Source organism: Prevotella sp. Sow4_E9_plate, assembly GCF_052116205.1.
GTDB lineage: Bacteria > Bacteroidota > Bacteroidia > Bacteroidales > Bacteroidaceae > Prevotella.
Genome location: NZ_JBQKLN010000034.1, coordinates 1 through 26479, shown reverse-complemented (window position 1 = coordinate 26479; position 26479 = coordinate 1). Strand labels below are relative to the sequence as shown.

20 protein-coding genes and 1 pseudogene are annotated in these 26479 nt (G+C 45.2%); all 21 read right to left on the bottom strand.

The features are described from left to right. Window positions 1–8 precede the first annotated feature (8 nt). Window positions 9–332, bottom strand: coding sequence for a hypothetical protein (locus ACTQ53_RS12390; RefSeq protein WP_441933224.1), 324 nt, complete (start codon window positions 330–332; stop codon window positions 9–11). Window positions 333–567: 235 nt separating this feature from the next. Then, window positions 568–897 carry a glycoside hydrolase family 97 C-terminal domain-containing protein gene (locus ACTQ53_RS12385; protein ID WP_441933252.1) on the bottom strand — a complete coding sequence of 110 codons (330 nt, stop codon included), beginning with the start codon at window positions 895–897 and terminating at the stop codon, window positions 568–570. Beyond that, window positions 880–2403 (bottom strand): annotated as a pseudogene (locus ACTQ53_RS12380) (glycoside hydrolase family 97 catalytic domain-containing protein); the annotation flags it as partial. The gene ACTQ53_RS12385 and the pseudogene ACTQ53_RS12380, both read right to left, overlap by 18 nt. 225 nt (window positions 2404–2628) lie before the next feature. Beyond that, window positions 2629–3975, bottom strand: a complete 1347-nt coding sequence (locus ACTQ53_RS12375; protein ID WP_441933222.1) for a glycoside hydrolase family 27 protein — start codon at window positions 3973–3975, stop codon at window positions 2629–2631. A gap of 12 nt (window positions 3976–3987) precedes the next feature. Beyond that, a complete protein-coding gene (locus tag ACTQ53_RS12370) occupies window positions 3988–5748 on the bottom strand; it encodes a RagB/SusD family nutrient uptake outer membrane protein (RefSeq protein WP_441933220.1) in 1761 nt (586 codons plus the stop codon). Window positions 5749–5759: 11 nt separating this feature from the next. Then, the gene (locus tag ACTQ53_RS12365; protein ID WP_441933218.1) at window positions 5760–9053 is read right to left on the bottom strand and encodes a TonB-dependent receptor; all 3294 of its coding nucleotides are present in this window, start codon (window positions 9051–9053) and stop codon (window positions 5760–5762) included. A gap of 119 nt (window positions 9054–9172) precedes the next feature. Further along, the gene (locus ACTQ53_RS12360) at window positions 9173–10198 is read right to left on the bottom strand and encodes a FecR family protein (RefSeq protein ID WP_441933216.1); all 1026 of its coding nucleotides are present in this window, start codon (window positions 10196–10198) and stop codon (window positions 9173–9175) included. A gap of 66 nt (window positions 10199–10264) precedes the next feature. Further along, window positions 10265–10858, bottom strand: coding sequence for an RNA polymerase sigma-70 factor (locus ACTQ53_RS12355; RefSeq protein ID WP_153098143.1), 594 nt, complete (start codon window positions 10856–10858; stop codon window positions 10265–10267). Between the two features lie 361 nt (window positions 10859–11219). Beyond that, entirely contained in the window at window positions 11220–11699 is a 480-nt protein-coding gene (locus tag ACTQ53_RS12350; protein WP_441933214.1) for a GNAT family N-acetyltransferase, read from the bottom strand. Window positions 11700–11781: 82 nt separating this feature from the next. After that, window positions 11782–13791, bottom strand: coding sequence for a glycoside hydrolase family 20 protein (locus ACTQ53_RS12345; RefSeq protein ID WP_441933212.1), 2010 nt, complete (start codon window positions 13789–13791; stop codon window positions 11782–11784). A gap of 80 nt (window positions 13792–13871) precedes the next feature. Continuing rightward, window positions 13872–14420 carry a 2-oxoacid:acceptor oxidoreductase family protein gene (locus ACTQ53_RS12340; RefSeq protein ID WP_441933210.1) on the bottom strand — a complete coding sequence of 183 codons (549 nt, stop codon included), beginning with the start codon at window positions 14418–14420 and terminating at the stop codon, window positions 13872–13874. Window positions 14421–14425: 5 nt separating this feature from the next. Next, window positions 14426–15190: a thiamine pyrophosphate-dependent enzyme gene (locus ACTQ53_RS12335; protein WP_441933208.1), complete on the bottom strand. Its 765-nt coding sequence runs from the start codon at window positions 15188–15190 to the stop codon at window positions 14426–14428. Between the two features lie 94 nt (window positions 15191–15284). Continuing rightward, the gene (locus tag ACTQ53_RS12330; protein WP_441933206.1) at window positions 15285–16376 is read right to left on the bottom strand and encodes a 3-methyl-2-oxobutanoate dehydrogenase subunit VorB; all 1092 of its coding nucleotides are present in this window, start codon (window positions 16374–16376) and stop codon (window positions 15285–15287) included. A gap of 3 nt (window positions 16377–16379) precedes the next feature. Beyond that, entirely contained in the window at window positions 16380–16610 is a 231-nt protein-coding gene (locus ACTQ53_RS12325) for a 4Fe-4S binding protein (protein WP_295347340.1), read from the bottom strand. 68 nt (window positions 16611–16678) lie between these two features. Continuing rightward, window positions 16679–16858 carry a tetratricopeptide repeat protein gene (locus ACTQ53_RS12320; RefSeq protein ID WP_153126294.1) on the bottom strand — a complete coding sequence of 60 codons (180 nt, stop codon included), beginning with the start codon at window positions 16856–16858 and terminating at the stop codon, window positions 16679–16681. Window positions 16859–17055: 197 nt separating this feature from the next. Then, the gene (locus tag ACTQ53_RS12315) at window positions 17056–18342 is read right to left on the bottom strand and encodes an MATE family efflux transporter (protein WP_441933203.1); all 1287 of its coding nucleotides are present in this window, start codon (window positions 18340–18342) and stop codon (window positions 17056–17058) included. 80 nt (window positions 18343–18422) lie between these two features. Beyond that, window positions 18423–19508 (bottom strand): tryptophan--tRNA ligase, encoded by a 1086-nt coding sequence (trpS, locus tag ACTQ53_RS12310; RefSeq protein ID WP_287798637.1) that lies wholly within the window; start codon window positions 19506–19508, stop codon window positions 18423–18425. A gap of 88 nt (window positions 19509–19596) precedes the next feature. Further along, on the bottom strand, window positions 19597–20646 hold the full coding sequence (locus tag ACTQ53_RS12305) for a tyrosine-type recombinase/integrase (protein ID WP_441933201.1): 1050 nt from the start codon (window positions 20644–20646) through the stop codon (window positions 19597–19599). A gap of 804 nt (window positions 20647–21450) precedes the next feature. After that, on the bottom strand, window positions 21451–22587 hold the full coding sequence (locus tag ACTQ53_RS12300) for an OmpA family protein (RefSeq protein ID WP_441933199.1): 1137 nt from the start codon (window positions 22585–22587) through the stop codon (window positions 21451–21453). A gap of 40 nt (window positions 22588–22627) precedes the next feature. Then, window positions 22628–23041, bottom strand: a complete 414-nt coding sequence (locus ACTQ53_RS12295; protein ID WP_441933197.1) for a hypothetical protein — start codon at window positions 23039–23041, stop codon at window positions 22628–22630. 107 nt (window positions 23042–23148) lie between these two features. Next, the gene (locus ACTQ53_RS12290; RefSeq protein ID WP_441933195.1) at window positions 23149–26373 is read right to left on the bottom strand and encodes a coiled-coil domain-containing protein; all 3225 of its coding nucleotides are present in this window, start codon (window positions 26371–26373) and stop codon (window positions 23149–23151) included. Window positions 26374–26479: the final 106 nt, after the last annotated feature.

Sequence of the window (26479 nt, the reverse complement as noted above, 5' to 3'; positions counted from 1 at the left end):
CAAAAGTACTATATTCCGTCCGTTTTTCCAAGGGATTTAGACGTAATTTTGTCCGTTTTTCCAAGTTTTAACGCTTTTAACACACTTTTCATTCGCGCGAATTCCGCGAATTCAACAAGCAACTGCCAAATATCCGGCAGATCTCTGTGAATAAAATAATCATTTTCTATATCCCAGTTTTTCCACTCATCTGTTGCTTCCCATCTTCGCAAGGCATCACAATAACGGTTAAACTGTTCATCAGTTAATTCCAGCATTATGCTTTCGTATTCATTTTCATAATCAAAAGGTACTCTAAAAAACGTTTCTATCTCAAAACTACACATCTTCATAATCATCTGGAATTACAATATAGTTTTTTATATGGCAAAGAAAAAACTTTGTTTTAAAAACAAATTATTAATGCTTAATTTATTACTTTCCTGCAATCTGATTACTTGGGGTAATCGTTCCAACATTCTCACAGTAACAGAAATATAATATAAAAGAGAGTGTATCATTGGTGAATGACACACCCTCTTGAACGTAAAAAGCCACTAGAAGAGCGACACGTTCATAAAGAAATCACTATTTACTGATGACACAAACATATCCTCCAGCATTAGCTAATTTAACGTTCAATGCCTTGGCAGAAGATATCTTTATAATCTTATGTTCACAATCGGTTGCCACAGAATTGGCTTTCTTACCATCTTTCCAGAATTCTAATCGATAGTTGCCCTTTGGCAAGAAACTCAAGTCCAGGTTGATGGTGCGCTGTTGACTGTTGTTAATGATGCCCACATACCATTGTTCACCGGTCTTTTTGGCTAAAGCAATATAAGTGTCAGGTGTTCCTCCTAAGAATTTGATATTGTCCCATGTGGTTGGAACTTTCTGCAAAAAGTCTTCACCCACTTGACCATATACATTGTCTGGATGCTCACAGAAACACATAAACGGACTTTCATATACTACGAATTTTGCGAGTTCTGCAGCACGGGTGTTCGAAACAAGTGTCGGAGATTGCTGTTTGAACTGTTTTTGGGTTACATTGAGAAAACCACCAGGAGTATAGTCCATCTGTCCAGCCAACAAGCGGGTATAAGCCAGCGTTACATTGTGTTCCGGAGTCATCTTATCAGAGAATTTATAGTATTCGCCACCCATAACTCCTTCTCTGGTTAGCATGTGTGGATAAGTTCGTTCAATGCCGTCTGGCTTGTAGGCTCCATGCAGGTCAAGCATCAGTTCATTCTCAGCAGTTGCCTTAATAATGCGGCGATACCAGTTTACCATATCCTGATCATCACGGTCCATGAAATCTATTTTTACGCCTTTTATACCCCATTTGTGATAGAGAGGAAATGCTTGCTTATACTGATCGTTATTGTTGGCGTCTTCGCATCTCAACCATAACCATATATCAACATTTTTAGAATTGGCATATTGGATGATTTCCGGCATATTGAGTTGAGGTGCAACTTTGGTTATATCAGCTTTGGGATTATTGAATTCTCCATACCAGGTCCAGTCAATAAGCATATATGGCCATTTTTCTTTAGCTGCAAGATCAATATATTGCTTGATGACGTATTGTTCCATCTTGACTTCTCCGCTCCACCAATGATCCCAAGCCGCCATTCCCGGTTTGATCCACTCTGTGTTTTTGAGGGCACAGTCAGGATTTAGCGAACGAATAATCTCACTCTCAATAAACTTACCTGGATTATGCCCTATCATGATAACACGCCATGATGAGTTGGCAGCTTCATCAAATCTAGCTTTAACACCATTTTCGTCCTCGCCCCAAATTGGTGTCAGTTTGGTGTCCAACATCTGGTATCCTTCCTTGGCTTCCTTACTCCTGCCCAGATAGAATGCTGGATAATTGTCTAGATTGGCCTCTGTAATAGCCATCCAGTTATTCTCATCTACTTTTATCAAACCAGGTAATCCCGCATGAATATCTGTTTTAATGCTCTTTACAGGAGTTTTGACAAATATACCTTCCTGGGAGGACTTGAAGCTTTTGCCTTGGTTCTCATAGGCAAAACCAGGTATCCAGAGAATTGAAGACTCAGGCAGAGAATATCCTGTTAGTTCTTTCGTGATTTGCCGATTTCCCAATCTGGAGATACCATAAAGAGTATAGCGGAAAGCTACGCCATCATTCATTACACGGAATACAACATCCATGCGACGATATTGGTCACCATTTTCCTTCAGATTCAATGTGAGCTCTTGGCAAGGAACTTTGCATTCTGCATGCTTATTTCGTACAACAGGTATCCAGGACTCTATGCCACTCTTAACTTTAGCATCATTTTCTACGATAAAGTTGCCTTTCATTTCTTTTTCGTCTTTCAACTGAAATCCCATAGGAGATGGTGCGATAAGTGTTTTCCCATCCAGCTGTACCGAATAGGTTAACTGCTCTTAGTTTGAGATCGTCAAGGCAATATGTCCATCAGGAGATTGCATAGAATACTTTTGTGCATACAATGGAGCTTCCATAAATATGGATACGAGAATTAAAATAAAGATTTTCTTCATATTCGTTAGAGTTTTTTCTACGAACATGCCTGAACAACAAGCTATTGTTCAGGCATGTATTATAATACTAAATTATTTTTTAAATTCTCAACCTTAATCAAGCTTGTATAATGTACATGCATGAGGATTGAGAGTTACACTAACTTTTCCCTTTACCTTTCCTACCTGCTTGTTAGACCATAGCAAGGTTGCACGCTTGGTATCCTTGATACCAATAGAGCTCATTGGAACCTGGATCTTTTGTGTCTTATTAGAAAGATTGAAGATAGCCAGATAGGTTGCACCACTGTTTATGTCCTTAGAAGTAACGGCAAGCTTCTGCTCATCATTAAACAATTCCTTGACACTAGTACCATCTCTGTGCATCTTCAATACTCCCTTGTTGGTAAGCAATGACAATGTGAAAGGATCAATAGAAGGCAAGTCACCACCATACATCAAAGGGGAGCGGAAAATACTAAAGAATGTCATCAGTGAGTATTGCTCATCTTTGGTAAGACGAGTCATTCTGTCTTCTCCTCTTTCACCACGAATGGCAATATGACCGAGCGGAATCATGTCACAGTCAGGCCAGGTTCCCTCACCGATATATGGATACCAATCATGGGCAACCTTTACAAGATGTGTAAAGTCCTTCCATACATCCCATACATCGTTTACCATTCTCCACATGTTGGCATGGCTGTCCACATGCTTGGCTGCTGCTACAGGAGTCTCACCTGGAGAGGTACTGAGCACGATAGGCCTGCCAGTTTTGTCGATAGCCTTTCTGATCATGTCGATTTCAGGCTGATGATAGTCTGGTGCAGACAGGTCGTCAATCTTGATGAAATCCACTCCCCACTCTGCATACATCTCAAATATGGAGTTGTAGTATTCCTGTGCTCCAGGCTTGGAAGCATCCACTGTATAATTGTCCTTCAACCACTTGCATCTACCTTCCTCACTGTAAATCTGGTCAGCAGTAATGCCGTTCGTTCCCTTAATCGGGAGATGACGCATCACAGCCACCTTAGGAATACCGCGCATGATATGGATACCGAACTTTAAGCCCTTGCCATGCACATAGTCTGCCAGTGCCTTGAATCCTTTTCCATTGGAAGAAGATGGGAAACGGTTCTCGGCAGGCTGATATCTACCATAATTATCGATGACATAAACTGGATTGCTCTCATTGTATCCTCCAGCCTTGTCGTTGGCAATAAACCAGCGGATATCCACCACGACATATTCCCATCCATGCTGCTTCAGGTTCTCAGCCATGAAATCGGCATTGGCCTTTGTCTCTTTCTCTGTAACTGTAGGTCCATAGCAATCCCAACTATTCCAACCCATAGGTGGGGTCTGTGCCCACTCGCGGAAGCTTTGCTTCTCCTGAGCACAGACGCTATTAACCAAAACCATGAACAAACTAACTAAAGTTATGACTGTTTTCTTCATACTGATATATATTTACTTGTTATATCCTGGATTCTGTACGAGATTTGGATTCTTATCCATCTCAGACTTCGAGATAGGCAACCAGTACATCTTGTCATCCCATTTACGGTCACCACCCACATCACTTCTCAACTTATCCACCTCATATGTCTTCTTTCCATCAGGATATTTCTTGATAGTGATGGCATGAACGGTAGAACCGAAGTATTTAGGAGCTTCCTTCCAGCGACGTACATCAAAGTAACGATGCTCCTCAAAAGCGAATTCAATGCGGCGCTCGTTCTTGATAGCCTCCAGCAAATCAGCACCTGTAGCTGTGACAGCAGGCATTCCTGCACGCTGTCTTACTGGCTTCAATGCTTCTCTAGCACCTTCTTCGTCACCTGTGTGAAACAGCGCTTCAGCCTTATTGAGATATAACTCTGCCATACGGAGGTGGATCCAGTTTCGGGCACAGAAGTTCCATGAGTTCAAGGCATAGCCCTCATCCATGAACTTCTTCATATTGTAGCCCGTTGGTGAAGCATTCCAACTGTCATTGCCAAACTTGGTGTCTTTTCCACCACCAGTGATATTGCCATTGCTGTCAACATCGAAGTAGGTTTCCACATTTCTGGTCATCCACTTGGCTCCATCATATAAGATAGTGGCATAGAATCTAGGATCACGGTTGGCATATGGATTTTCCTTTTCTTCCGGATTGTTCCAGTCGAACTTGCTGGCAACACCATCCTTTACCACTTCATAGGCATCCACCAGCTCCTGAAGAGGACAGTTGCCACCCCATCCACCATATCCGTTAGGATTGTTATACTGGTCACAGCTGGAAATACTCTCACCGCCAGCACTGTTGGTACCCATGCGGGCAAATAAGGTTTCCTTGTTTGCTGCGGTATTGTCCATGAATATCATCTGATAATTCTTAGAAGGATCACCATTCAGGTTGTAAAGCTCATATCCAGCGGCCTGTGCTGCATCCAGTGCTTCTGTTGCAGCCTTGGCAGCCTTTTGCCATCTGTCAGGTTCCGGGGTGGTATATCCCACCTCAGGAATCTTGACGTCCTCATTCATAAGAGGACTGGCAGCATAAAGCAGGATACGGGACTTGAGAGCCAAAGCGGCAACGCTGGTTGCTCGTCCATAGTCATCCCCACTCCAGTTAGCCGGCAATTCCTTGGCAGCCAGATCCAATTCTCTAACCAGGAAATCAATACATTCCTTATACGTATTGCGCTTCTGTCCTACGATTTCTTCACGATCGTTGATAGAAAAGCTCTTGGTAATGATAGGCATGGCACCCCATCTGGCAATAAGATCCCAATACTCAAAGGCACGGATGAAACGTACCTGTCCCACCAACTTCGTTTTTTCAGCCTCGTCTGTGAAACCTACATTGTCCACACGCTCAAAGAAGATGTTGCAGTTGGAAATATTGGTCCACTTGGTACTCCAGGAACGATTGTCCCATCCCCACCAGGCACCGTTCATTCTACCTAGGTCAGTAGGACTCAAACGGGCAAAGTTATGAGTCTCGCAACCGCGCAACCAGGTAAGTTCCGTTTCATCCACAATAGAACTTTGCATGGATTCTGCACCATTAACTCCCACCTGATTGTATCTTGAATTGACGAATGCCTTCAAGAGAGCAGGATCCGACCAGAGGTCATTGTCAGAGATTTCAGTCAAAGGCTTTTTGTCCAGAATATCAGCACATGAAGCCAACATCGTGGTAGCCATCAATCCTATAGTAAGGTACTTAATATATAGTTTCATAATTCTTCTAATTAAAATGTGACATTAATTCCGAAATTGTACACTTTTGACTGTGGAGTGTTCCATGCAGCCCATCCCTGACTGTTCTCCTGTGTCTCAGGGTCGATATTCTTGATACCAGTAAAGGTAAGAAGGTTATAACCCGTCAAGCAGAGGCGGACACCTGATATTGGAGTGCCCTTGAACCAGCTCTTAGGACAGTTGTATGCCAATTCAATGCTCTTCAAACGCAGATAGGATGCATTGTTGAGCCAGAATGAGTTACGGTAGTTACCACCACCGGTAACTGTTGCATCACGGTTATAGGTACGAGGATATTTGGCATTAGGATTGTCTTCCGTCCAGCGGTTGTCATAGAAATCCTTGGTAAAGTTACCGATGATACCAGCCTCCATGAAGGTATATTGCCATACTCGGGCCGCACCCTGCCACAACATGTTAAGACTCCAGTTCTTGTAGGTGGTACCGATGTTGATGCCATACATGATTTCAGGTACAGCAGGCTTGTCCATTCTAACCTTGTCATCGCCGTCAATCTTCTTATCACCGTTCACATCTCTGAACTTGACATCACCTACACGTGCATCAGAAAGATGTGGATAGGAATCAAGATCATCCTCGGTACGGAAAATACCGATAGACTCATACATCAGATAGTTGCTGCCCTGTGTACCGATGGTCTTGCCTGTACGGCGCTGCCATTCCAAGGTTTCAGCAGGCTCGTCGATATAATCTATCGTACCATGGCTGTAACTGAAGTTACCACTCAGATGAAGTCCCCAGTCCTTGTTGAGCTGACGATTGTAACCAAGGGTAAGTTCTGTACCGATGCTCTTGCACTTACCGATGTTCTCATCAGGAAGCGAAAGACCGGCATACTCTGGAATCGCAGCATTGCGAGCTGTGAGGATATTGCTACGCTTGGTTACGAAGAAGTCACCCTCAAAGTTGAAGTAATCCAGGAATTTAGACTCGATACCAACGTTCCATGTATCAGCCACCTCCCATGTGATGTTAGGATTGGCGGTACGGTTGAGACACAAACCTGTATTTGCTTTTCCACCATTGGCACCAAACACACCAGGATTGCTGAATGTATAGGCAGTTACATACTGGAATGCAGAAACCTTGTCATTACCCATCTGGCCCCATGAAGCACGCAATTTGAAGTAGTCCATCCACTTGACATGTTCTTTCCAGAACTTCTCCTCTGAAATGCGCCAACCCATGGATACACCAGGGAAGAATCCGAAGCGGTTACCCTTAGGGAAATTCTCGGAACCGTCATAACGCCAGTTGAACTGGAAGAGGTACTTGCCAGCATAGTCGTAATCTACACGACCAAAGTAGTTGAGACGGGCCGTTTCGGATGCAGTTCCGTCATTGGTTGCTGAATTGGAATCACCGGCAAAAAGCTCATCAATGGAAGTAGAAACAAAGTCCTGGCGACGACCAGAGAGATAGTCGTAGCGGCTCTTGTATTGCTCCCACGCAACAAACGCACTCACATTGTGAACCAAATTGAATGTACGCTTGTAATTGATTCGGGCATTCATGGTGATACCCAAAGTCTGGTGCATGTTCTCCGACAAGACATTCTGCCCCTGCTGTACAGGAACATAGTCATTGTTCTCATACGAATAGAGATAGAACTTCTTCTGGAAATTCTTATAGAATACATCAGAACGGTCCACATAGAATCCTGCATCGGCAGAGAGCCCCTTTGCCAACCAAGGCATCTCCAGATGCATGGTGAGGTCAGCGTTCAGATAAGAACGACGGTCCCGCTGATACCCCATTGTATCATCCATACCGGTGGCAGGTGCGAAGTTATCCTGCTTGGAAGATACCGTACCATAGTTGGTACCAGGATACCAGACATTCACCATCGGATTATATTTGATAAGATAGCGCCAGATATCTTCTGAACCGGTAACAGGAGAGTTGCGGTCTTCCTGACGGAAGGCTACATTCACGCTGAATTTCAAGAGATCCGAAGGAGTTATGTCAATATTTGATCTTAAGTTATACTGGTTATAGTTGCTGGCACTATTCTTGTAATAGTTATCCTGATACTGATAACCAAGAGAAACATAATACGATACGGTCTTGCCGCCGCCACTGGCAGAAACATTGTGCTGGGTTTGAACAGCAGGCTTGAGCATCAGGTCAAATGCATCAATATTAGGATAGTTCAAAGGATCACTTCCATCCTTGAACTTCTGAATTTCTTCTGCAGAATACTTACCTGGAGTGATTTCATTCAGCAACTCTGCATACTGCCATGAGTTACACATCTCAGGTAATACAGTAGGAGAGCTGACACCCACATTACCTGTATATTGAACCTTGAAATCACCCTTTGAACCACGTTTGGTGGTTACCAAAATGACACCATTGGCAGCTCGGGAACCGTAGATGGCAGCCGATGCATCCTTCAAGATGGTGATACTCTCAATATCGTTAGGATCCAGACGTCCCAAAGAACCGGCACGGTCAGCCACGCCATCCACAACCAGCAAAGGAGATGCATTGCCGATGGTGCTTGCACCACGAATCAGAAGACCAGCGTCATCGTAACCAGGCTCACCACTACGGTTGTAAGAGATAAGACCTGGGAGACGGCCAGCCAATGTATTGGTAATGTTAGGAGTAGGAACAGCTGCCAGGTCATCACCCTTGGTAGATGCCATGGAACCTGTTACGGAAACTTTCTTCTGCGTACCATAGCCCACCACAACAATCTCCTCAAGAGACTTTTTGTCTTCCTTCATGATCACACTAAGTGATGATGAGTTGCCTGTTTTGATGAGCTTTGTGCTGTAACCTACATAAGAAACTTCCAGCTCATCACCAGGAGATACCTCAAGCGAGAAATTACCATCAAAATCAGAAATGGTTCCATTGCTCTCATGTCCCTTTACTCTAACGGTAGCACCGATGATAGGTTCACCGTTTCCGTCCTTGATGACACCTTTTACACGTCGCTGGTTTCCCACCTGCTGAGTACCTTCGTGCTTGACAGAAGCCTTTGAAATAATGACATTTTTTCCTTTCATGGTATAGGTTACCCCCTGACCTTTAAGGACTTGTCCAATAGCTTCTGCGCAATTGGATGCATTGACAGAAACACGTTTGCTGGTGTTTAGGTCTTTTGCTTCATAAACAAAAGAATAGCCGCAAGTCTGCTGCAACTTGTTAAGTGCCTGCTTTACCGTGACATTCTGCAAATTCACGCTCTGAGCCGAAATGCTCATGTTCAAGCACAAGGCAGCAGCAGTTAGAAAGATTTGTTTTTTATCCATAACAAATTTCGTTTAAGTTGTTAATGTTGTTGCTAAATTTGGCTTATAGACGATGTATTTTGCAAAAGGGGTAGTGAAAAAGCATATTTTTTCTAAAAAAACTTTTTTTCCTCAATTTCCTACTGAATAATGATAGTCTTACCACTTATTTTATAGGTGAACTTTCCTGTTGCAGCAAGCGCCTCCATGATATCATACACATTTTGACTGTTTCTGTAAAAAACACCATAAAAATGGAGTGAGTTCTGCTTAGATGGAGATATCTTGAATTTGATAGAATAGCATCTTTCCAATACAGCTGCTATGTCCTTGAGAGACTCGCCATTAAAGGCAATGACACCTTTGGTCCACTGACCTTTGTTAACCAGAGTTTTTGTATCCTGCAATGTCATGGTACCGGTTTTCTTGTCAAGCACCACATGCTGGTTCGGAAGCAAGGTGATTTCCTGCTTCGATGCAACGCTTGTCATGTTCACCTTGCCTTCATCAAGAGCTACAAGAGCCTGCTCCTCCTGTGGGTAATCACAGAAGTTGAACTTTGTACCCAACACCTTGACGATGATGTTGGCAGAGTTGACGATAAATGGCTTGGTACTATCCTTCTTGACCTCAAAATATCCTTCACCTTCTATATTGACGATACGGCTATCCACTCCATATCCTTGCGAATATGAAATACTGGAACCTCCATTAAGCTTCACAATGGAGCCGTCCGGCAAGTTAACACTGGTACTGGAGCCATTAGGAGTGGCAACAACGATATCAGCAAAGGTGCTCTGCAGATTCTTCTGTCCTTGCTGATAAGACAGATAGGTGGCACCAAACAATATAAGGAGAGAGGCTGCTATACCGCCAATCCACCTATATATATGGTAGAAACGAGGATTCTCTTCCTTCTGATCCTCATCTGTTTCATCTGAGCCTTCTGAAATCTTATGCAAGAAACGCTGGTAGGCAGCCTTGTAGTCGTAGCTGTCCAGCTCATCATGGGTAGTACTGGCTGCCCAGATTTCCTTCAGTTCATCAAATGTTTTTTTAGCTTCCTTAGACTGACGGATTTCGTCTTCAAGAAGAAGGATTCCTTCTGAATCGAGATCACCGGTAAAATATCTTATAGCTAATTCTTCAAATTGTATTTTGTTCATATTCTTGATACGTTTTACTTATTGACGATGTTGTGGTAAAGAAGTGTTGTGAAAAATATATCTTTTTCAGTTCATTAACAAAAATAAGGATAAAGCTATAAGATAGTGCTCCAGTTTCTCTCGCAATATCTTGAGTGCATTCTTGAGATGATACTTTACTGTATTGACAGAAATGCCTAATTCTTCTGCAATTTCCTTGTTTTTCTTGTTTTCCATCCTGCTTTTTAAGAACACCTGCCTGCATTCGGCGGGAAGAGCTTCAATAGCCTGGATTACTTTTTCCTCTAGCTCTTTGGAGAGAAGAGTTCCATAAGGAGAATCACCGGCAGTTTGGCTATCCATATAATAGCCAGCTTTATCCGACAAGCTAGATATGGGCTTTTCATTTTGGTTTCTCTTAAGCTTGAGCGTGTCAAGACACTTATTCCTTACAGCCATTACTAAATAGCTTCTGATGGATTTGGTGATATTCAAACTTTCACGATTTTCCCATAAGTGGTAGATAACATCTTCCACAACAGATTCTGCAGAAAATCTATCATGTAGATAGAAATTGGCAAAATGACACAATATGGCATAATGGTTCCTGTAAAGAATGCCATATGCTTTCTCATCACCGGCTTTCAGCAGTTCGTAGAGAATTTGTTCATCAGAGTTCATATTTTAATTTTATATTTTGCACACCCAAATTCCGCAACACTCATTTATTCCATAAGCACCCAAGCTACAAAAATGACTCAGGATTTTTCCATCCAAGAACTTTCACTCACCTAAGTGCTGCAGTTAGAAAACAAGCTAAATTCTGAATGTCAGACGCAAAAGTACGAATAAAATTCGAATAAAATATCTATTTTGGAGAAATATTTCCGATTCTGACCGTTTTAAATCTGTTTTTTCTTAAAAGACATACTCTTCACATCCACAAAAAGAGAGAAACCAAGGAGCATTAGCTACTCGATTTCTCTCTGGAGATTCTATTTTGCAGTTGTGATTTAAAGAGGCAACATTCGTAGACGTTGTCCTACAACTCCTTTACCATAAATATAGTGGTGGCGGTATGTCCTGAGTCACCAAGGCGCTGAGGAATATGCCTGAAGCCATGACGCTCATACATGGCTACTGCATCTGAGAACTGTGGGAATGACTCGATATACAGATGACTATAACCAGCCCTCCGGGCTCCTTCAATGGCCTGCGAAAACAAAACAGATCCATTGCCTTGCCCACGAACTAAAGGAGACAGATAGAACTTCACCAGTTCTGCATATCCATCCGGTAATCCCTCCGTGGGATAATAACCGCAGCCTCCCAGAACAACCACATCGTCAGCAACTATCCAATAGCCGGCATTCTTCCCAGCCATTGCATCAAAGATATGCTCCGTCCTTGGATCATCATACACGGTATTGACCAGCGGAGCGCCATATTCCTCAAAAACAGAACGGATGACATGAGCCAACTGTTGCTGGTCCTTCTCTTCAATATGTCTAATTTCAATCATATCAATTTCCTAAATTACATAGTCAACTTCAGACACACATGATGACTTTCCCTTCGACCGGTGACCGTTGGTTCAGGGCGTATTATTTCACGATAATCTCATCAACAAACAGCCAGCCGCCGAAGCTGCTTGGCTTTGCCTGAACACGGATGTAGCGGGCTGTCTTGCTGCCCTTCCAGGTAAGTGTCTTGAAATTCAGAATCGGCTCCTTGCTCGACTCATACTTCTTGTCGAATACCTGGGTGAAGTTCTTGCCATCCTCACTAACAGATACTATATATTGAGAAGGATAGAAAATCTCAGGACCGCTGCTCTGCATGAAATCGGTGCCTACTCTGCTGACCTTGGTAGATTTACCCAAGTCGATGGTAACATCGAAGCAATCCTTGCCGATAAAGCCCTGCCAGCGTCCGTCGCCATGAGCCCAACCGCCCATATTGCCATCTACCAGCGTCTGTTCACCAGCTGCCGGATAGTAGCGGTTGTAAGCATGGTTATAGGTAACCTTGGCACCCACTGCCTTGTGCTGCACCGGTTTCATCTTCTCCTTGCGTTCACCAATCTCCTTCTTCAGCTCGAATGGGTTCACGCCTTCAGCCTTCAGATGTTCCACCTGCGCCAGTGCACGGGTCTTGAACTCAGGATAGTTCTTGGTCTTGGTTCCGTTCCAGCCAATCTCAGCCAGAGCCAAGGCACGAGGATAAAGCATATACTCGGCATACTCTGGAGTAGGAATATGCTCGGTCCAGAGATTCGCCTGCACACCCGTAATCATATTGCGTTCAGCCTCAGGAAGATCGCTTCCCGGCACGTAGCTATACACCTTCTCGGTAGGAATGAAACCCCCATTTGCCACAGGCTGGGTGCCCGGCGCATCCTGATACATATCGAAGTAGCAGTAAGCTCCCGGCGACATCACCACATCGTAGCCATGCTTGATAGCCTCGTGTGCCAGTTCGGTGCCACGCCAAACCATCACGGTAGTATTCTTGGAGAGATTTCCGGCAATCACCTCATCCCAACCCACGAGCTGTCTGCCATGCTCGTTCAGGAACTTGCCCATGTGGGAAATGAGATGAGCCTGCAATCCATCCACGTTGTCGATGCCCAGCTCCTTCATCTTCTTCTGACAGAGGGCACAACTGCCCCATGACTTCTTCGCAGCCTCATCGCCACCCACATGGATGTAATGAGATGGGAAGATATCCATCACCTCCTTCAAGACATTCTCCAGGAAATCGTAAGTACCGATGTTGCCCGGACAGAAATCTGCCTGCTTGTAAGGCTCATGGGTACAGGATAACTCAGGATAGGCAGTAAGCACTTCCTCAGAATGACCCGGCATCTCGATTTCCGGAATGATGGTGATGCCACGCTCGGCAGCATATTTCACCAGGTCGCGGAGTTCATCCTGGGTATAGTAACCACCCTCGGCACCCTCACTGCCCTGCTCCAGATACTTGTTGCCATTGGCATTCCAGTCTTTCCACAACTTACCCGAACGCCAGGCTGCAAAGTTGTTAAGTCGAGGATAGCGCTTGATTTCGATGCGCCATCCGGCAGCATCGGTCAGATGGATATGGAGACGGTTGAACTTATATTCCGACATCACATCTATCTGTTTCTTGAGGAAGGAGATAGGGAAGTAATGACGGGAAACATCGAGCATCAATCCACGCCACTTATAGGCAGGAGCATCCACGATATCGCAACATGCAATGCCCTTCTTGGTGGTAAGCTGCTCCATGGTCTGCCAGGCACGGAGGAAACCTTCGCTGCTGGCGGCACTGATTTCAATGGCATCAGGTGCCACATGAAGCTTGTATGCCTCTGGCGAAGATGCATTGGCGAGCTTGGTAAACTTCACCACTCGCTTGGCTGCATCATTCACCTTGACATTCCATGCCTTGGTATAGATATTCTCGGCATCAGCGCCTACCTGGTTTTCTACTTTCACACCGTCGCTGGTTTTAAACACGCCCTTGCCCATCGTAACCTGCTGGGGGTTTGGCAACAGATTCTGAGCCTGAATCGGAGATGAAAGCAATAATGCCCCGAAAAGGGATAATAGATAGTTGGATTTTTTAGTCATACGGCTTATCTATAAATGATTAATATCAGTCCGCTAAGCTATCGACCTATTGTCTCTAACTTAGCGTACTATTTTAAAACTTATCGTTCTACTTTCTCGATGATTTTCATCCCCTCTTCCACGGCCTTCATGTTCAATGGAATCAGGTTGTGATAGCGCTCTGGCAACGACTTGTAGAGTGCCTTGTTCAAACCGTCGGTGCTCACCACTGGGCAAACCTTCAGCAGTCCGCCCAATACAATCATATTGAACACCTTTGAATTCTTCATCTCGGCAGCCTTGTCCATCGCATCGATACGATAGATGGTGATGTCCTTGCGCTGTGGAGGATTCATCACGCCATAACCATCGTAAATCAGGATGCCGCCGGGCTTGATCTTTGGCTCAAACTTATCGAGCGATGGCTGGTTGAGCACGATGGCTACATCATAATGGCTCAGGATAGGCGAAGAGATGCGGCTGTCGCTCACAATGACCGTCACGTTGGCTGTACCGCCACGCTGCTCTGGTCCGTAAGCCGGCATCCAGGTCACCTCCTTGTCTTCCATCAGTCCTGAGTAGGCCAGGATCTTTCCCATCGAAAGGACACCCTGACCACCAAAACCGGATATAATGATTTCTGTCTTCATTGTTCTTACAAATTTGTTGTATCCTTCAGGTCACCCTTAGGATACTGCTTAAACATGTTCTCTTCCATCCACTTGTTTGCCTCAACAGGTGAGAGCTTCCAACCGCTGTTGCAGGTAGAAACGATTTCTACCAGGCTGGAGCCCTTGCCCTGCATACTTGCCTCGAACGCCTTGCGGATGGCCTTCTTCGCCTTGCGGATGCTTGCCACGGTCTCTACACTCTGGCGGGTTACGTAGCAGGTGCCCTGCAGATGGCTTGCCAACTCGGTAATATTGAGTGGATAACCATGAAGATCAGCATCTCTACCATAAGGACAGGTAGCGGTTTTCTGACCCAGCAGGGTGGTTGGAGCCATCTGTCCACCGGTCATACCATAGATGGCATTGTTGATGAAGATGATGGCGATGTGCTCGCCACGGTTCAGGGCGTGGATGGTCTCGCAGGTACCGATGCACGCCAGGTCGCCATCACCCTGATAGGTGAAGACGAGACGGTCTGGCCACAGACGCTTGATACCCGTAGCCACAGCAGGAGCACGACCATGCGCAGCTTCCTGCCAGTCGATATCCAAATAGCGATAAGCGAATACGGCACAGCCCACCGGACAAACACCCACCGTCTTATCCTCCATGCCCATCTCCTCGATGACCTCGGCAACGAGCTTATGAACTACGCCATGCGAACAGCCCGGACAGTAATGCATCGGGGTATCATTCATCAGCGTAGGCTTCTTATATACCAGATTCTCTGGTGAAATTATATCATTCATTTTATTAAATGTTTAATTTATAATGTATAATTAGGCATACGCCTTTGCCCGAAGGCTTATCATTCATTATTATTTGTACATTATTAATTGTACATTATTCATTATAAATTATTAATTGTTTCAGCGCTTCAACGATTTCCTCTGGCTCCGGTACGATACCGCCCAGACGGCCAAAGTGCTCAACAGGAGTCTGTCCATTCACAGCCAGGCGCACATCCTGAACCATCTGACCCGCATTGACCTCGGCAACCAGAATACCCTTCTTGGTCTTGGCGAGTTCATGGATTTCCTTCTCAGGGAAAGGCCAGAGGGTGATAGGACGGAACAGTCCCACCTTGATGCCCTGCTCTCGTGCACTCTCGATACTCTTCTCGGCGATACGTGCCGCACTTCCGAAGGCTACGATCACATAGTCGGCATCCTCCATCTGCTCGGTTTCATATCGAACCTCCGTTTCACGAATCTTCCTGTATTTCTCCTGAAGGGCGATATTGCGCTGCTCCATCACCTCTGGCTTGAGTTCCAGAGAGGTCATGATGTTGACAGGGCGACTCTTAGGACGGCCGATGGTAGCCCAAGGACATTCCTTTGCAATCTCCTCCTCGGTACGGCGAGGTTTCATAGGTGGCAGCACCACCTTCTCCATCATCTGTCCGATGACGCCATCGCTCAGGATCATCGCCGGGTTACGGTACTTGAAGGCAAGGTTGAAGGCAAGATCCACGAAGTCTGCCATCTCCTGAACCGAAGCCGGAGCCAGAACGATGACGTTGTAGTCACCGTTACCACCGCCGCGGGTAGCCTGGAAATAATCACTCTGCGAAGGCTGGATGGTACCCAGTCCCGGACCGCCACGCTGCACGTTGACGATGACGCCCGGAATCTCAGCGCCTGCCATGTAAGAGATACCCTCCTGCATCAAAGCCACACCCGGACTTGACGAAGTGGTAATCACACGCTTGCCTGCGCCGGCTCCACCATAAACCATGTTGATAGCTGCTACTTCACTCTCAGCCTGCAGAACCACCATACCTGATGTCTCCCAAGGCTTGAGCAGAGCCAGCGTCTCTATAATCTCACTCTGAGGTGTGATAGGATAGCCGAAGAAGCCATCCGCACCACATCTGATGCAGGCATGGGCTATCGCCTCATTGCCTTTCATTAATGTTACTTCTTGATTTGCCATTGTTTAGTCCTCCTTCTTTCGATAAACTGTGATGCAACCGTCTGGGCAGACGATGGCGCACGAGGTACAGCCAACGCATGCTTCAGGCACAGCCGCCTCTACATAGCGATAACCATGCACATTGACCTTCTTCTCAGCCAATGCGATGACATGATGAGGACAAGCCTCCACGCAGAGCAAGCATCCCTTGCAACGCCCGGTGTCGACTACAATAGCCCCTTTAATCTTACTCATATTCTAATCTTTTTCTAATTATCTTTACTCAAAGAGTAATCAAACTGCCGCTGTCCACATGCCAGTTGTTATGGATTGTAGTAGTCTTTGCAATAGAAGTTCATGATATCATCCAGCATCTCCTTTGCCGCTACAGCCGGACTCTCCGGGTCCAGCGCTATCGCCTCCATATAGGAGTCAAGAGCACGCTTAAAGTCGCCTTTCTTCCGCCAGGCGTTACCTTGCTGATAATATTCTTCTGCTGTCATTTTACTCTGTACTATTTTTAATTTTGCTCTGCGAAAGTACGAAAATTATGCTAAGAAAAAGAATAAAAGCCTAAGTTTTAAACTATATTAATGTAGTTTTTCTAAAAAATGCGCACACTATATTTCAAGTGTGCAATTTTTCGAGAACGATGTGCGTTATTTCTAATATTATATCCTATTAAAACATAATTCGCCATTTACCGCAGTTTCTTATGGTAAATGACGAATAATACGATACCCCGCAAAACAAGGTAGAGAATAAAGGCTAGCCACAGGGCATGATTGCCCAGCACAGGATGCAGACCGAAGTACATTCCGAAGAACGAAGCTGAGGCAATGGCAGTAGAACAGAGCATAGACTTCGACTGGGTGATGCCGATGAAGATGCCGTCAAAGACAAATGCCGACATGCCTGCCAAAGGAATGAGTACTGCCCACCCAAGATATTCGCCCGATGCTGCAACTACCCGCTCATCGCTGGTCAGCAAAGCCAGGAAGTTCTCGCCACCTATTATATATAATAAGGTGAAAAGGATGGCTACAACCACGCCGAACCCCATCGTCCGCCTGACCACCTCCCGGAATGCCACCTTGTTGCCGGCTCCGTAATACTTGCCGCTCAAGGCCTCTGCCGCATAAGCAAAGCCATCCATGAAATAGGAGAAGATGGTGAAGAGCGTCATCAGCAGCGTGTTGACAGCCAGCACCAGGGTACTCTCCCTCGAACCTGCTGCCGTAAAGAAGAGGTTCACCGCCACCAGACATACGGTGCGGAGGAAGATGTCTCTGTTTAAAGAGAAGAATCGCTTCAGCGGTTCAGAGTCGAAGAGATGCTGGCGATAATCATACTTGCCCAACCGGCGATAGTAAAGCCGATAGAGCACGCATGCCATCAGAAATCCCCACCATTGGGCGATGACCGTTCCGAGTGCCACGCCCTCTACCGTCATCCTGCAAACAAAGACGAGCACCAGGGAGGCAACGATGTTCACCACATTCTGCGTCAAAGACACCACCATCGGAATACGGGTATTCTGCATACCGATAAACCAGCCGGTGAATCCATAGAGTCCGAGCACGGCAGGTGCTCCCCAGATACAGACATAGCAGTATCTGCGAGCCAGCTCCACCACATCCGCTTCCGGCGACATCGCCCACAGTCCGCATCCGATGAGCCATCTCTGAAGGATAAAGAACAGGAATCCTATCCCTACGCCAATGCCCAGGGAACGAATCAGGAGTCTCATCACCTCAGGCAAGTCTCTCCTGCCCAAAGCCTGCGAAGTCATTCCGCTGGTTCCCATCCGCAGGAATCCGAAGAGCCAGTAGATGACATTGAAGAGCATCGAGCCCACGGCAATGGCTCCTATATAAGCCGCATCGCCGATATGCCCCACGATGGCGACATCCACCAAACCCAAAAGCGGTACCGTGATATTGGATATTATCGACGGTACCGCTAATTGTAATATTCGCGAATTCATAATTAAGAATTAATAATTAAGAATGTACATTCTGAAAATGGCGAAAGCCTAATTATTAATTATAAATTATTAATTATAAATTAAATCTTAAATTTCGCCGCCTGTTCCTCAATATAGGCAGCATCGCTGAAGTAGTCGATGCGCATAGCCTTGCGAACTTCGTCCATGGTCTGGGCTGCAAACTCGCGGGCATCCTCACTACCCTTCTTCAGGATGTTGAATACCTCTGGGATATCCTGCTCAAACTCATGACGGCGGGCACGGATTGGATCGAGCATCTTGTTAATCACGCTGTTCAGGAACTTCTTGCAGGTACCGTCACCGATACCACCCTTCACATACTGCTCCTTCAATTCATCCAAAGTCTTGAACTCTGGCCAGAACTCAGCGAAATCCTCAGGAGTAGAGAATGCCTCCAGATAAGTGAACACGGCATTTCCCTCCAGATGTCCAGGCTCTTCCATGCTCATGCGTGGCTCACCGTTAGACATCTTCTTCACCTTCTTCCAAACGGTCTTCTCGTCATCGCTCATGTAGATGCAGTTACCGAGACTCTTGCTCATCTTCTCCTTACCGTCAGTTCCTGGAAGGCGACGGCAGCAGGCAATCTCTGGAAGCAGGATTTCCGGCTCTACCAATACTGGCGCATAAGTCTGGTTGAAGCGGCGAACCAACTCACGGGTCACCTCCAGCATAGGCTCCTGATCCTCACCGGCAGGTACTGTTGTAGCCTTGAAAGCGGTAATGTCGGCAGCCTGGCTCACAGGATAGCAGAAGAAACCGAGCGGAATGTTTGCCTCAAAGTTACGCATCTTGATCTCCGTCTTCACGGTTGGGTTACGCTGAACACGAGATACTGAGATAAGGTTCATCAAATAGGTAGTCAACTCTGCCAACTCCGGTATCATACTCTGGATATAGAGAGTACACTTCTGTGGGTCGAGACCCGCAGAAAGATAGTCGAGTGCCACCTCTGTGATGTTCTGGCGAATCTTCTCAGGATTGTCAGCGTTGTCTGTCAAAGCCTGAACGTCTGCCATGAATACGAACATTCTGTCAAAGTCACCAGCATTCTGAAGCTGTACTCGGCGCTGCAGAGAGCCGATGTAGTGACCCAGGTGAAGTTTACCTGTAGGACGGTCGCCCGTCAATATAATCTTTCCCATTTTCTTGCAATTTATTATTAATTTTGTGCAAAGGTACAATAAAATATCGAGAAAATACCAAAAATACTGAAAAATTAAGCCATATCCCCTATTTGGTGATGGCATCAATCAGGATATCATTGGTCTGGTCTATCTGGTCTGCGTTAATACTCTTGAGATAAATTTGTGTTGTTTTTTCCGAATTATGTCCCATACTGTCACTGATTACGCTCACGGGAACATTCTTCTCCTTGGCGTTGGTAGCCCACGAATGTCGGGCAACATACATCGTCAGTGTGATGTCGATATCTATCAGTTTGGATAGCTTTTTCAGGGTCTTGTTAATCAGACATTGCCGGTAATGCCGCTGCTGCCGGAGACTTTTCTCTGCATGGTTGTCCAGGATGCCCAGCAGATGTTTCCCGTCGAGCGAAGGATAACGGTCCACGATGTCCTGCATGCTCTGTCGCCAGGCTATCCTCAGTTCCTGCCCCGTCTTCCTTCTTTTATAGATAAGGTATCCGTTGCGGATATTCGACTTCTCCAGACAGGCGATATCCACGAACGACATGCCCCTTGTATAGTAGCTGAACAGGAATAAGTCTCTGGCAAACTGCTGGTTATAAGTTTCCAGTTTCAGTTGTGCCAGCTGTCTGATAGCTTTCTGCGAGATGGCTCGCTTACTCGTCTTCGTGGTTCGGGTAAAGGCACCGGCAAAGGGTTTGCGGTCAGGAATCTCCAGTTCCTTCACGGCACTGTTGTAGATGGCGCGGAGCCGTCGCATATAGAAGGAGATGGTATTCAGCGTCAGTCCCTGATGCTTCAGATAGCTCTCGTAGGCACCCACCACCAGTTCGTCGAGTTCGCACAGCAGGAGATCCTTCTGTTTTCTGAACTTCATAAAGCTCTTCATTGTACACTGGTTGATATCAGCCGTACGATATTGGTAGTTATCCTTCAGTCTCTGTCTGATTTTTTCAGCATAGTCACCCAGTTTTACTCCCCTATTCGGGTTCGATTTTTCCATCTTTTCCATTTCATCCTGTGTTTTTGTTATCACAGAATATCCGTGTTGTCCAGCCTTACTATTAAACCTGATGATAATCTCATCATCTTTTTTCATCTCAAAATCATCTGGTAATTCTATTCTAAGTGTCATATTTTTGCGTTATTTTTGAATGAAGAACAAAATTACGCCAAAAATGCGAGAAATGAGAAAGTTTAGGAGTAAATAATGCAAAAATAAGAGGAAAAAGCATAAAAAAGTCCCCCCAGCAGAGTTGTCTCCCGCCGATCTCACAGATTCCCACGGATTTTTTACCTTTAAAAGTCACGCAGATTTCGCAGATGACGCAGATTTTTTACCTTTTTACTCTTTTACCTTTTTACCTTTAAAAGTCCTTGTCCCCAGGCGGTCCCATCCCGCAAAATATGGCGAGGGCTTTGATGCCCCGCCAACCTTAGAGCGAAGCGGTTCTGAGCACCGGAGGGCGGTTACATCCCCTGTCCCCTGAGGGGAAAGGGGCTTGGGGAAAGCGGTGGAGCCCTCCTTGGCTAAGGAGGGACGGGGTGGATCGAAAAGCTCCCTCTTTGGCTAAGGAGGGACGGGCTGGATCGAAAAAGACAGCACTGCAGGGCGATTACATCCCTTGCCCTTTTGGAAAGGGCGAGGGCTTGGGAGTGGGTTAAGGACCCTCCCGCTGGGGAGGGACAGGTGGGGCAAAAACAGCACTGCAGGGCGGTTACATCCCCGCTTCCTAAGGAAGAGGGGCTTGGGGAAAGCGGTGGAGCCCTCCTTGGCTAAGGAGGGACGGGGTGGATCGAAAAAAAACACTATTTTCAAACCAAAAAAGCGAGGCTTCTTGAAAAAGAAACCTCGCTAAAAGCATGGATTCAGGTAAGCTTTACAGGCTTGCCCCGAATCCAGAATTAGTGATAAATAATATATGGCGAACGCCAGATATTATTTAGCAATCATGATGGATACTCTGTTCTTGTCATTCTCTGCGAATGGCTGAACACGAGCACCCTTTGATTCCTCAGTGATGCGCTCAGCAGGAATACCGTAGCGCTTCTCCAACATCCAGACAACGGCAGCAGCACGCTTGGCAGCGATGCGGTCGTTCACTCTGTCATTACCAGTACCCTTGTCAGCATAACCGGTAACAACAACCTTAGCCTCAGGATACTTCACCAGGAAGTCGATAACTTCGAGGATCTTCTGGTTTTCCTTCTCAGAAATCTTGTTAGAATTGATGGTGAAGAAGATATCACGACGGATTTCCTCTACCTTCTTCTCTACTGGTGCTGGAGCAGGAGCTGGCTCCTCAACCTTCTGAACTGGTGCAGGAGCTGGTTCTGGTTCTACTGGCTTCTCCTTCTTGGTAGCACTCTTGCCCAGGTTGATGCGAAGACCAGCCAAAGCATTGAAATACCAGTCAGGGTTACCTGCCTTCTTTGAGTTGTACTTGTCTGAAATGATATTGGCATTACCCTCCAACATCAGGCTGACAGACTTGCTTACCTTGAAAGCCAACTCAAGACCGGCACGACCGTAAGGGCGAACCTTGGTACCATCCCAGAGATACTCCAGGTTGTAGGCATTCATATTCTTCATGGTTGCAGCCAACTCATTCACCTCGTCGTTATCCCAGGCGATGTTAGCACCAGCACCAGCGAAGGCAGTAACGTTCAATACACGGTTAGGGTTCCAACCGCAGAAGAGGTTGCTGAGGTTGAACATGAAGTCAACACCAGGAGCCACATATTTATATTTATACTGAGCGTTGTAAGGAGTCTCGCCCTTCTGAGCGCGGAATCCAGCCCAGCCACCCTTGCTCTGCCAACCGTTAGCCTGCAGACGCATGCCAAAGACAGGAGAGAACTGGTAGCCCAGACTCAACTGAACGTTAGGAGAGAGCAAGTCACCGAACTTAGCTTCACCAAGTGTATACTGAGCACCGCCCTGGAGATCCAGGAAGAAATGCTTGTTGAATGTATACTCATCACCGTTCTGGTCGGTGTAAGTAGCCTGTGCCATAGCAGATATTGTACCGAGGGCAAGCAGGGACGCAGCGAATAAAGATTTCATTGTATTCATAATCATTTCCTTTATTAATTAATAAAAAGTGATAACTACCTTATTTGTTTATGTTCTTTGGCTGGTGCTTCTTGGCAAACTCAACACCTTCCTCAAGTTCCTTCACCTCTTCCTTGGTCATTGGAGCTGTCTCCAACTTCTTGTTTGGATCGTAAACAGCATTCATTACATGACCCTTCTTTGGAATCAGCTTGATGAGAACTGCCTTTACAGGTTCATCGGAAAGAGAACCGATATAGTTGATTTCGGCAGAGTCGCCAGCCATCACAAAGCCATTGTCAAATGTAGCCTGCTTGTAATCGAATGTAACCTGATGGTCATCGATGATAGTAAGAAGAGTAGAATCTGTCATTTGCTTGATACTGACATTGGTACTCTTAATCTCTTCGCTGCAGGCATTGAAAGAGAGAATGGCAATAAGACAGATAGTAATTATAGATAATAATTTCTTCATCTTATAAGTAAAAAATAAAGGGGGCGCTCAAAACTGAACGCCCCCAATGAATAGTATCTTATTTACATTGTGGAGCTTATCACTCCTAAATTGTAAATCGTCTCAAATTAGTGCTTTCTTGCAGTAACATCTGGCATATTGATTACGAATGGCAACTGGATAGTCTTGGTGTTACCGAAGCAGTCACGAATAGTGAAGTGAATCAAACCACCCTTAACTGCAGAAGGAATTGCTGTCTGGTTCAACTGATGCAACTTAATCTGACCATTAGTATACTCAGCCTTGAAGTAAGGGTTATACTGCTTGCCATCTGTACTTGTTGTCCAAACCTCACCATAAGCACCCTTAACAAGAGTAATTACACCGCTATTGAAGAATGCAGCCAAATTAGTGAACTTAACATCACTTGCAACAGAAGTCGGAATTGCCTTAAGATCAGCAACCTTAGCGTCAACCTTATTCAAATACAAAGTATTTACCTTAGGTGTTGGACTCCATGTCACAACGTTTGCAGGGTCAATCTTTGTTACAGTAACATTACCATCCTTATCCTTAACTTCAGCTCTACCAGTCCAATTGTCACCGCCATTAGCAGAAACATTGAATGTCTTCATCCAAGAGCAGTAAACAATCTTCTCAGAAGATGCAGATGCAATAGGATAAGGCTGATCAGTCTTCCATTCCTTCTGATTCTGAGCATTTACAATTTGTCTCTTAGAGATATTGTTGTAGATGAAGTTTGCAGTGATAGTATGCTCAGTCTTGTTATCAACCAAGTTTGCTTCACTGTTATTAACAGCCAAGATGTAATTGTCACCACTAGTTGTTTTAGCATCCTTCAAGACGAGCTTGTTATTTTCTGTCTTGTAAGTTGCATTAGAAACATTGAAGTCAAATACTGCATCTTTAAAGAGGTCGAAACCTTCCCAAGCAGTAAGGTTGTTGTTGATAATCAAGATGTTTCTGAAATCGAAATTACCACCCTTGTTAGCAATCTTACCATTTACAGGAGCATTAACTGTATAGTCATCAGTTGGGATGATATACTCATACTTATCGAAGCCATCACGATAACCGAATACAGGAGCCTCCTTAGGCATTTCCTTCTTGAATGAAGCTGTAACTGTGCTTACAGATGCGCTTGCATTACCAGTATAGCCCTTCTTCAATGTAGTAGAAACGGTATATGTTTCATCATCAACGAACTGATTTGGCTCAGTCAATTCGAACTGAACGAACTTAACATCCTTGCTCAACTCAGATACTTCTGTACCATTTGCCTTGAAGTACTTAACCTCGAAAGCTGTTGGCTTATTGTCAGACTTATCCTTTGCTGTAACAGCCCAATGGTAATCATCAGCATCGAAATCATACTTACTGAAATCAACAGCTACCTTAGGTGAAACGAATTTAGGGTGTGCAGTGTTCGCAGTAGCCATATCGAGTGAAACAGTTGTTGCAGGGATAGTCATGTCAACCTTAGCGTCACCAACTGCTACATAGAATGCACGTCCATCAGGGTCGGTCAATGTACCATCGTAGTTAACTGCGTAAACACGGAAACCGATAACATCACCCTTAACATTACCCAAATCCTGAATCTTGATAGTACCCTTGTTACCAGTGAACAACTTAGCTGGCTGGTATGTTGTACCGTTCTTCTTGTAACCAACGTTCTCATAAGAGTATGAGTTCCATGCGTTAATCTCAGAAGGAGCAGACTCGAGAGCGTACTTCTCATCAAGAGTTACATAGAAGCCCTTTACTCCGAGATCTTGGTTTGAAGCATTTTCTGTCTTTGTGAAGTCGATAACAATATTACCACCCTTCTCTACAGCCAAGATATCCTTGTCGTGACGATCATCATTATTAACTGATGGACGGTTTACAGCATTTGCCTTATCACCCTTAGTAATTACTGTGGTAGCAGGCTTAGTGTTATCCTTCCAAACCAACTCCTCAACATCTGTGTAGTTATAACGGTTGTTGATTTTATTGATTGGCGTGTTATTTACAGCGAAGTCGTAAGCGTGTTTAGCTGGAACAGAACTCAAGCGTACGCCATACTCAGAAGTTACACGACGAGTATTCTCCTTATCTGTTGTGTAGGTATTCTTAACAGCAACAGAGTAGAGGATGCTCTTTGGAACGTTATTTACCTTAGTCTCAGCAGCAGACTTGAATGCATCGCCAAGATCCTTAGCCTTGAACTTAACTACCCAAAGACCTGTCTTTTCAAGATTACTTGCACGGCTAATCAAGCCGTTATATCTGTGAGCATCAGTAACCTCAATAAGATCATTGAGTTCCTGACCCTGAGAGTTCATCAAAGAGACATTGCTTGTAGTCAATTCTGCATTAACTGGAGAAACGCGAACCAACAAGCTGTCCTCACCTACGAAGTACTTACCCTTCTCGAATGTGAACTGAGCGTCAGCAACACCGGCACCAGGGAATACATTAGCCTCCTCTGTAGCCTGAATAAAGGTCAAATCATAGTTATCGGAACCAGCAGTGCCCCAACTTGTAGCAGGAGCGAAGTTATACAACTGAACGTCAGTTACCATTGTAGAGTACTGACCGATGATGTCCTTCAACTTGTTCTCGATGTTGTCAATCTTAAGTTTGAGATTAGTGAGCTTATCGCCACTCTCATCACTCTTCAATGCTGCTTCAATAACAGACAGACGTCCGTCGAGACCAGCAAGACCTGTATTCTTTGCTGTCAACTGACCATTGATAGCCTCGATAGCTGCAGCTACTGTATTCTCCTCATCGAAACCAGTACCGAGAGTCTTGAGTGCGTTCTCGATAGCAGTCTTGTTAGCAATTGCCTTAGCCAAAGCGTCATCAGCAGTACCCTGAGCTGCATCAACAGCTGACTTCAATGCATAGTCATTCAAAGTCTTAAGAATATCAGCCTTTGCATCTGCTGCATCCTGTACTGCCTTGTCAGCAGTACCCTGAGCAGTTTCAATCAAAGCCTTCAAGTCTTTGATATCCTTTTCCTGGAGAGCCTTGATTGCAGCATCAACAATCTTGTTAGCCTCCTCGGTAACGCTCTTGTTGGTTGCATAATCTGCCAAGATGTCCTTAACCTGATCAAGAGTAGCCTTGCTGTCAGCTGTTGCCTTAACCTCAGCCAACTTTGTTTCAAGGGAGCTGATGCCAGTCTGGTTAGAAGAAATCAAAGCCTGAAGCTCTGCAACCTTCTGTGAAAGCTGATCGGCAGTAGCAAGCTTGTCGATCTGACCTTGCAAGTTGCTGATGTCGTCATCATAATCCTTACAAGAAGTAAATGTACTCATGGATGCCACTGTAAGTGTTCCCATAAGCAGCGCGCTTAAATACTTTCTTTTCATACGATAAAATTTAATTAAAAATATTAATTGTTAACTTTAAGTTCTAAACTTTCTCTGTACTATCTCCTGCGGGGAG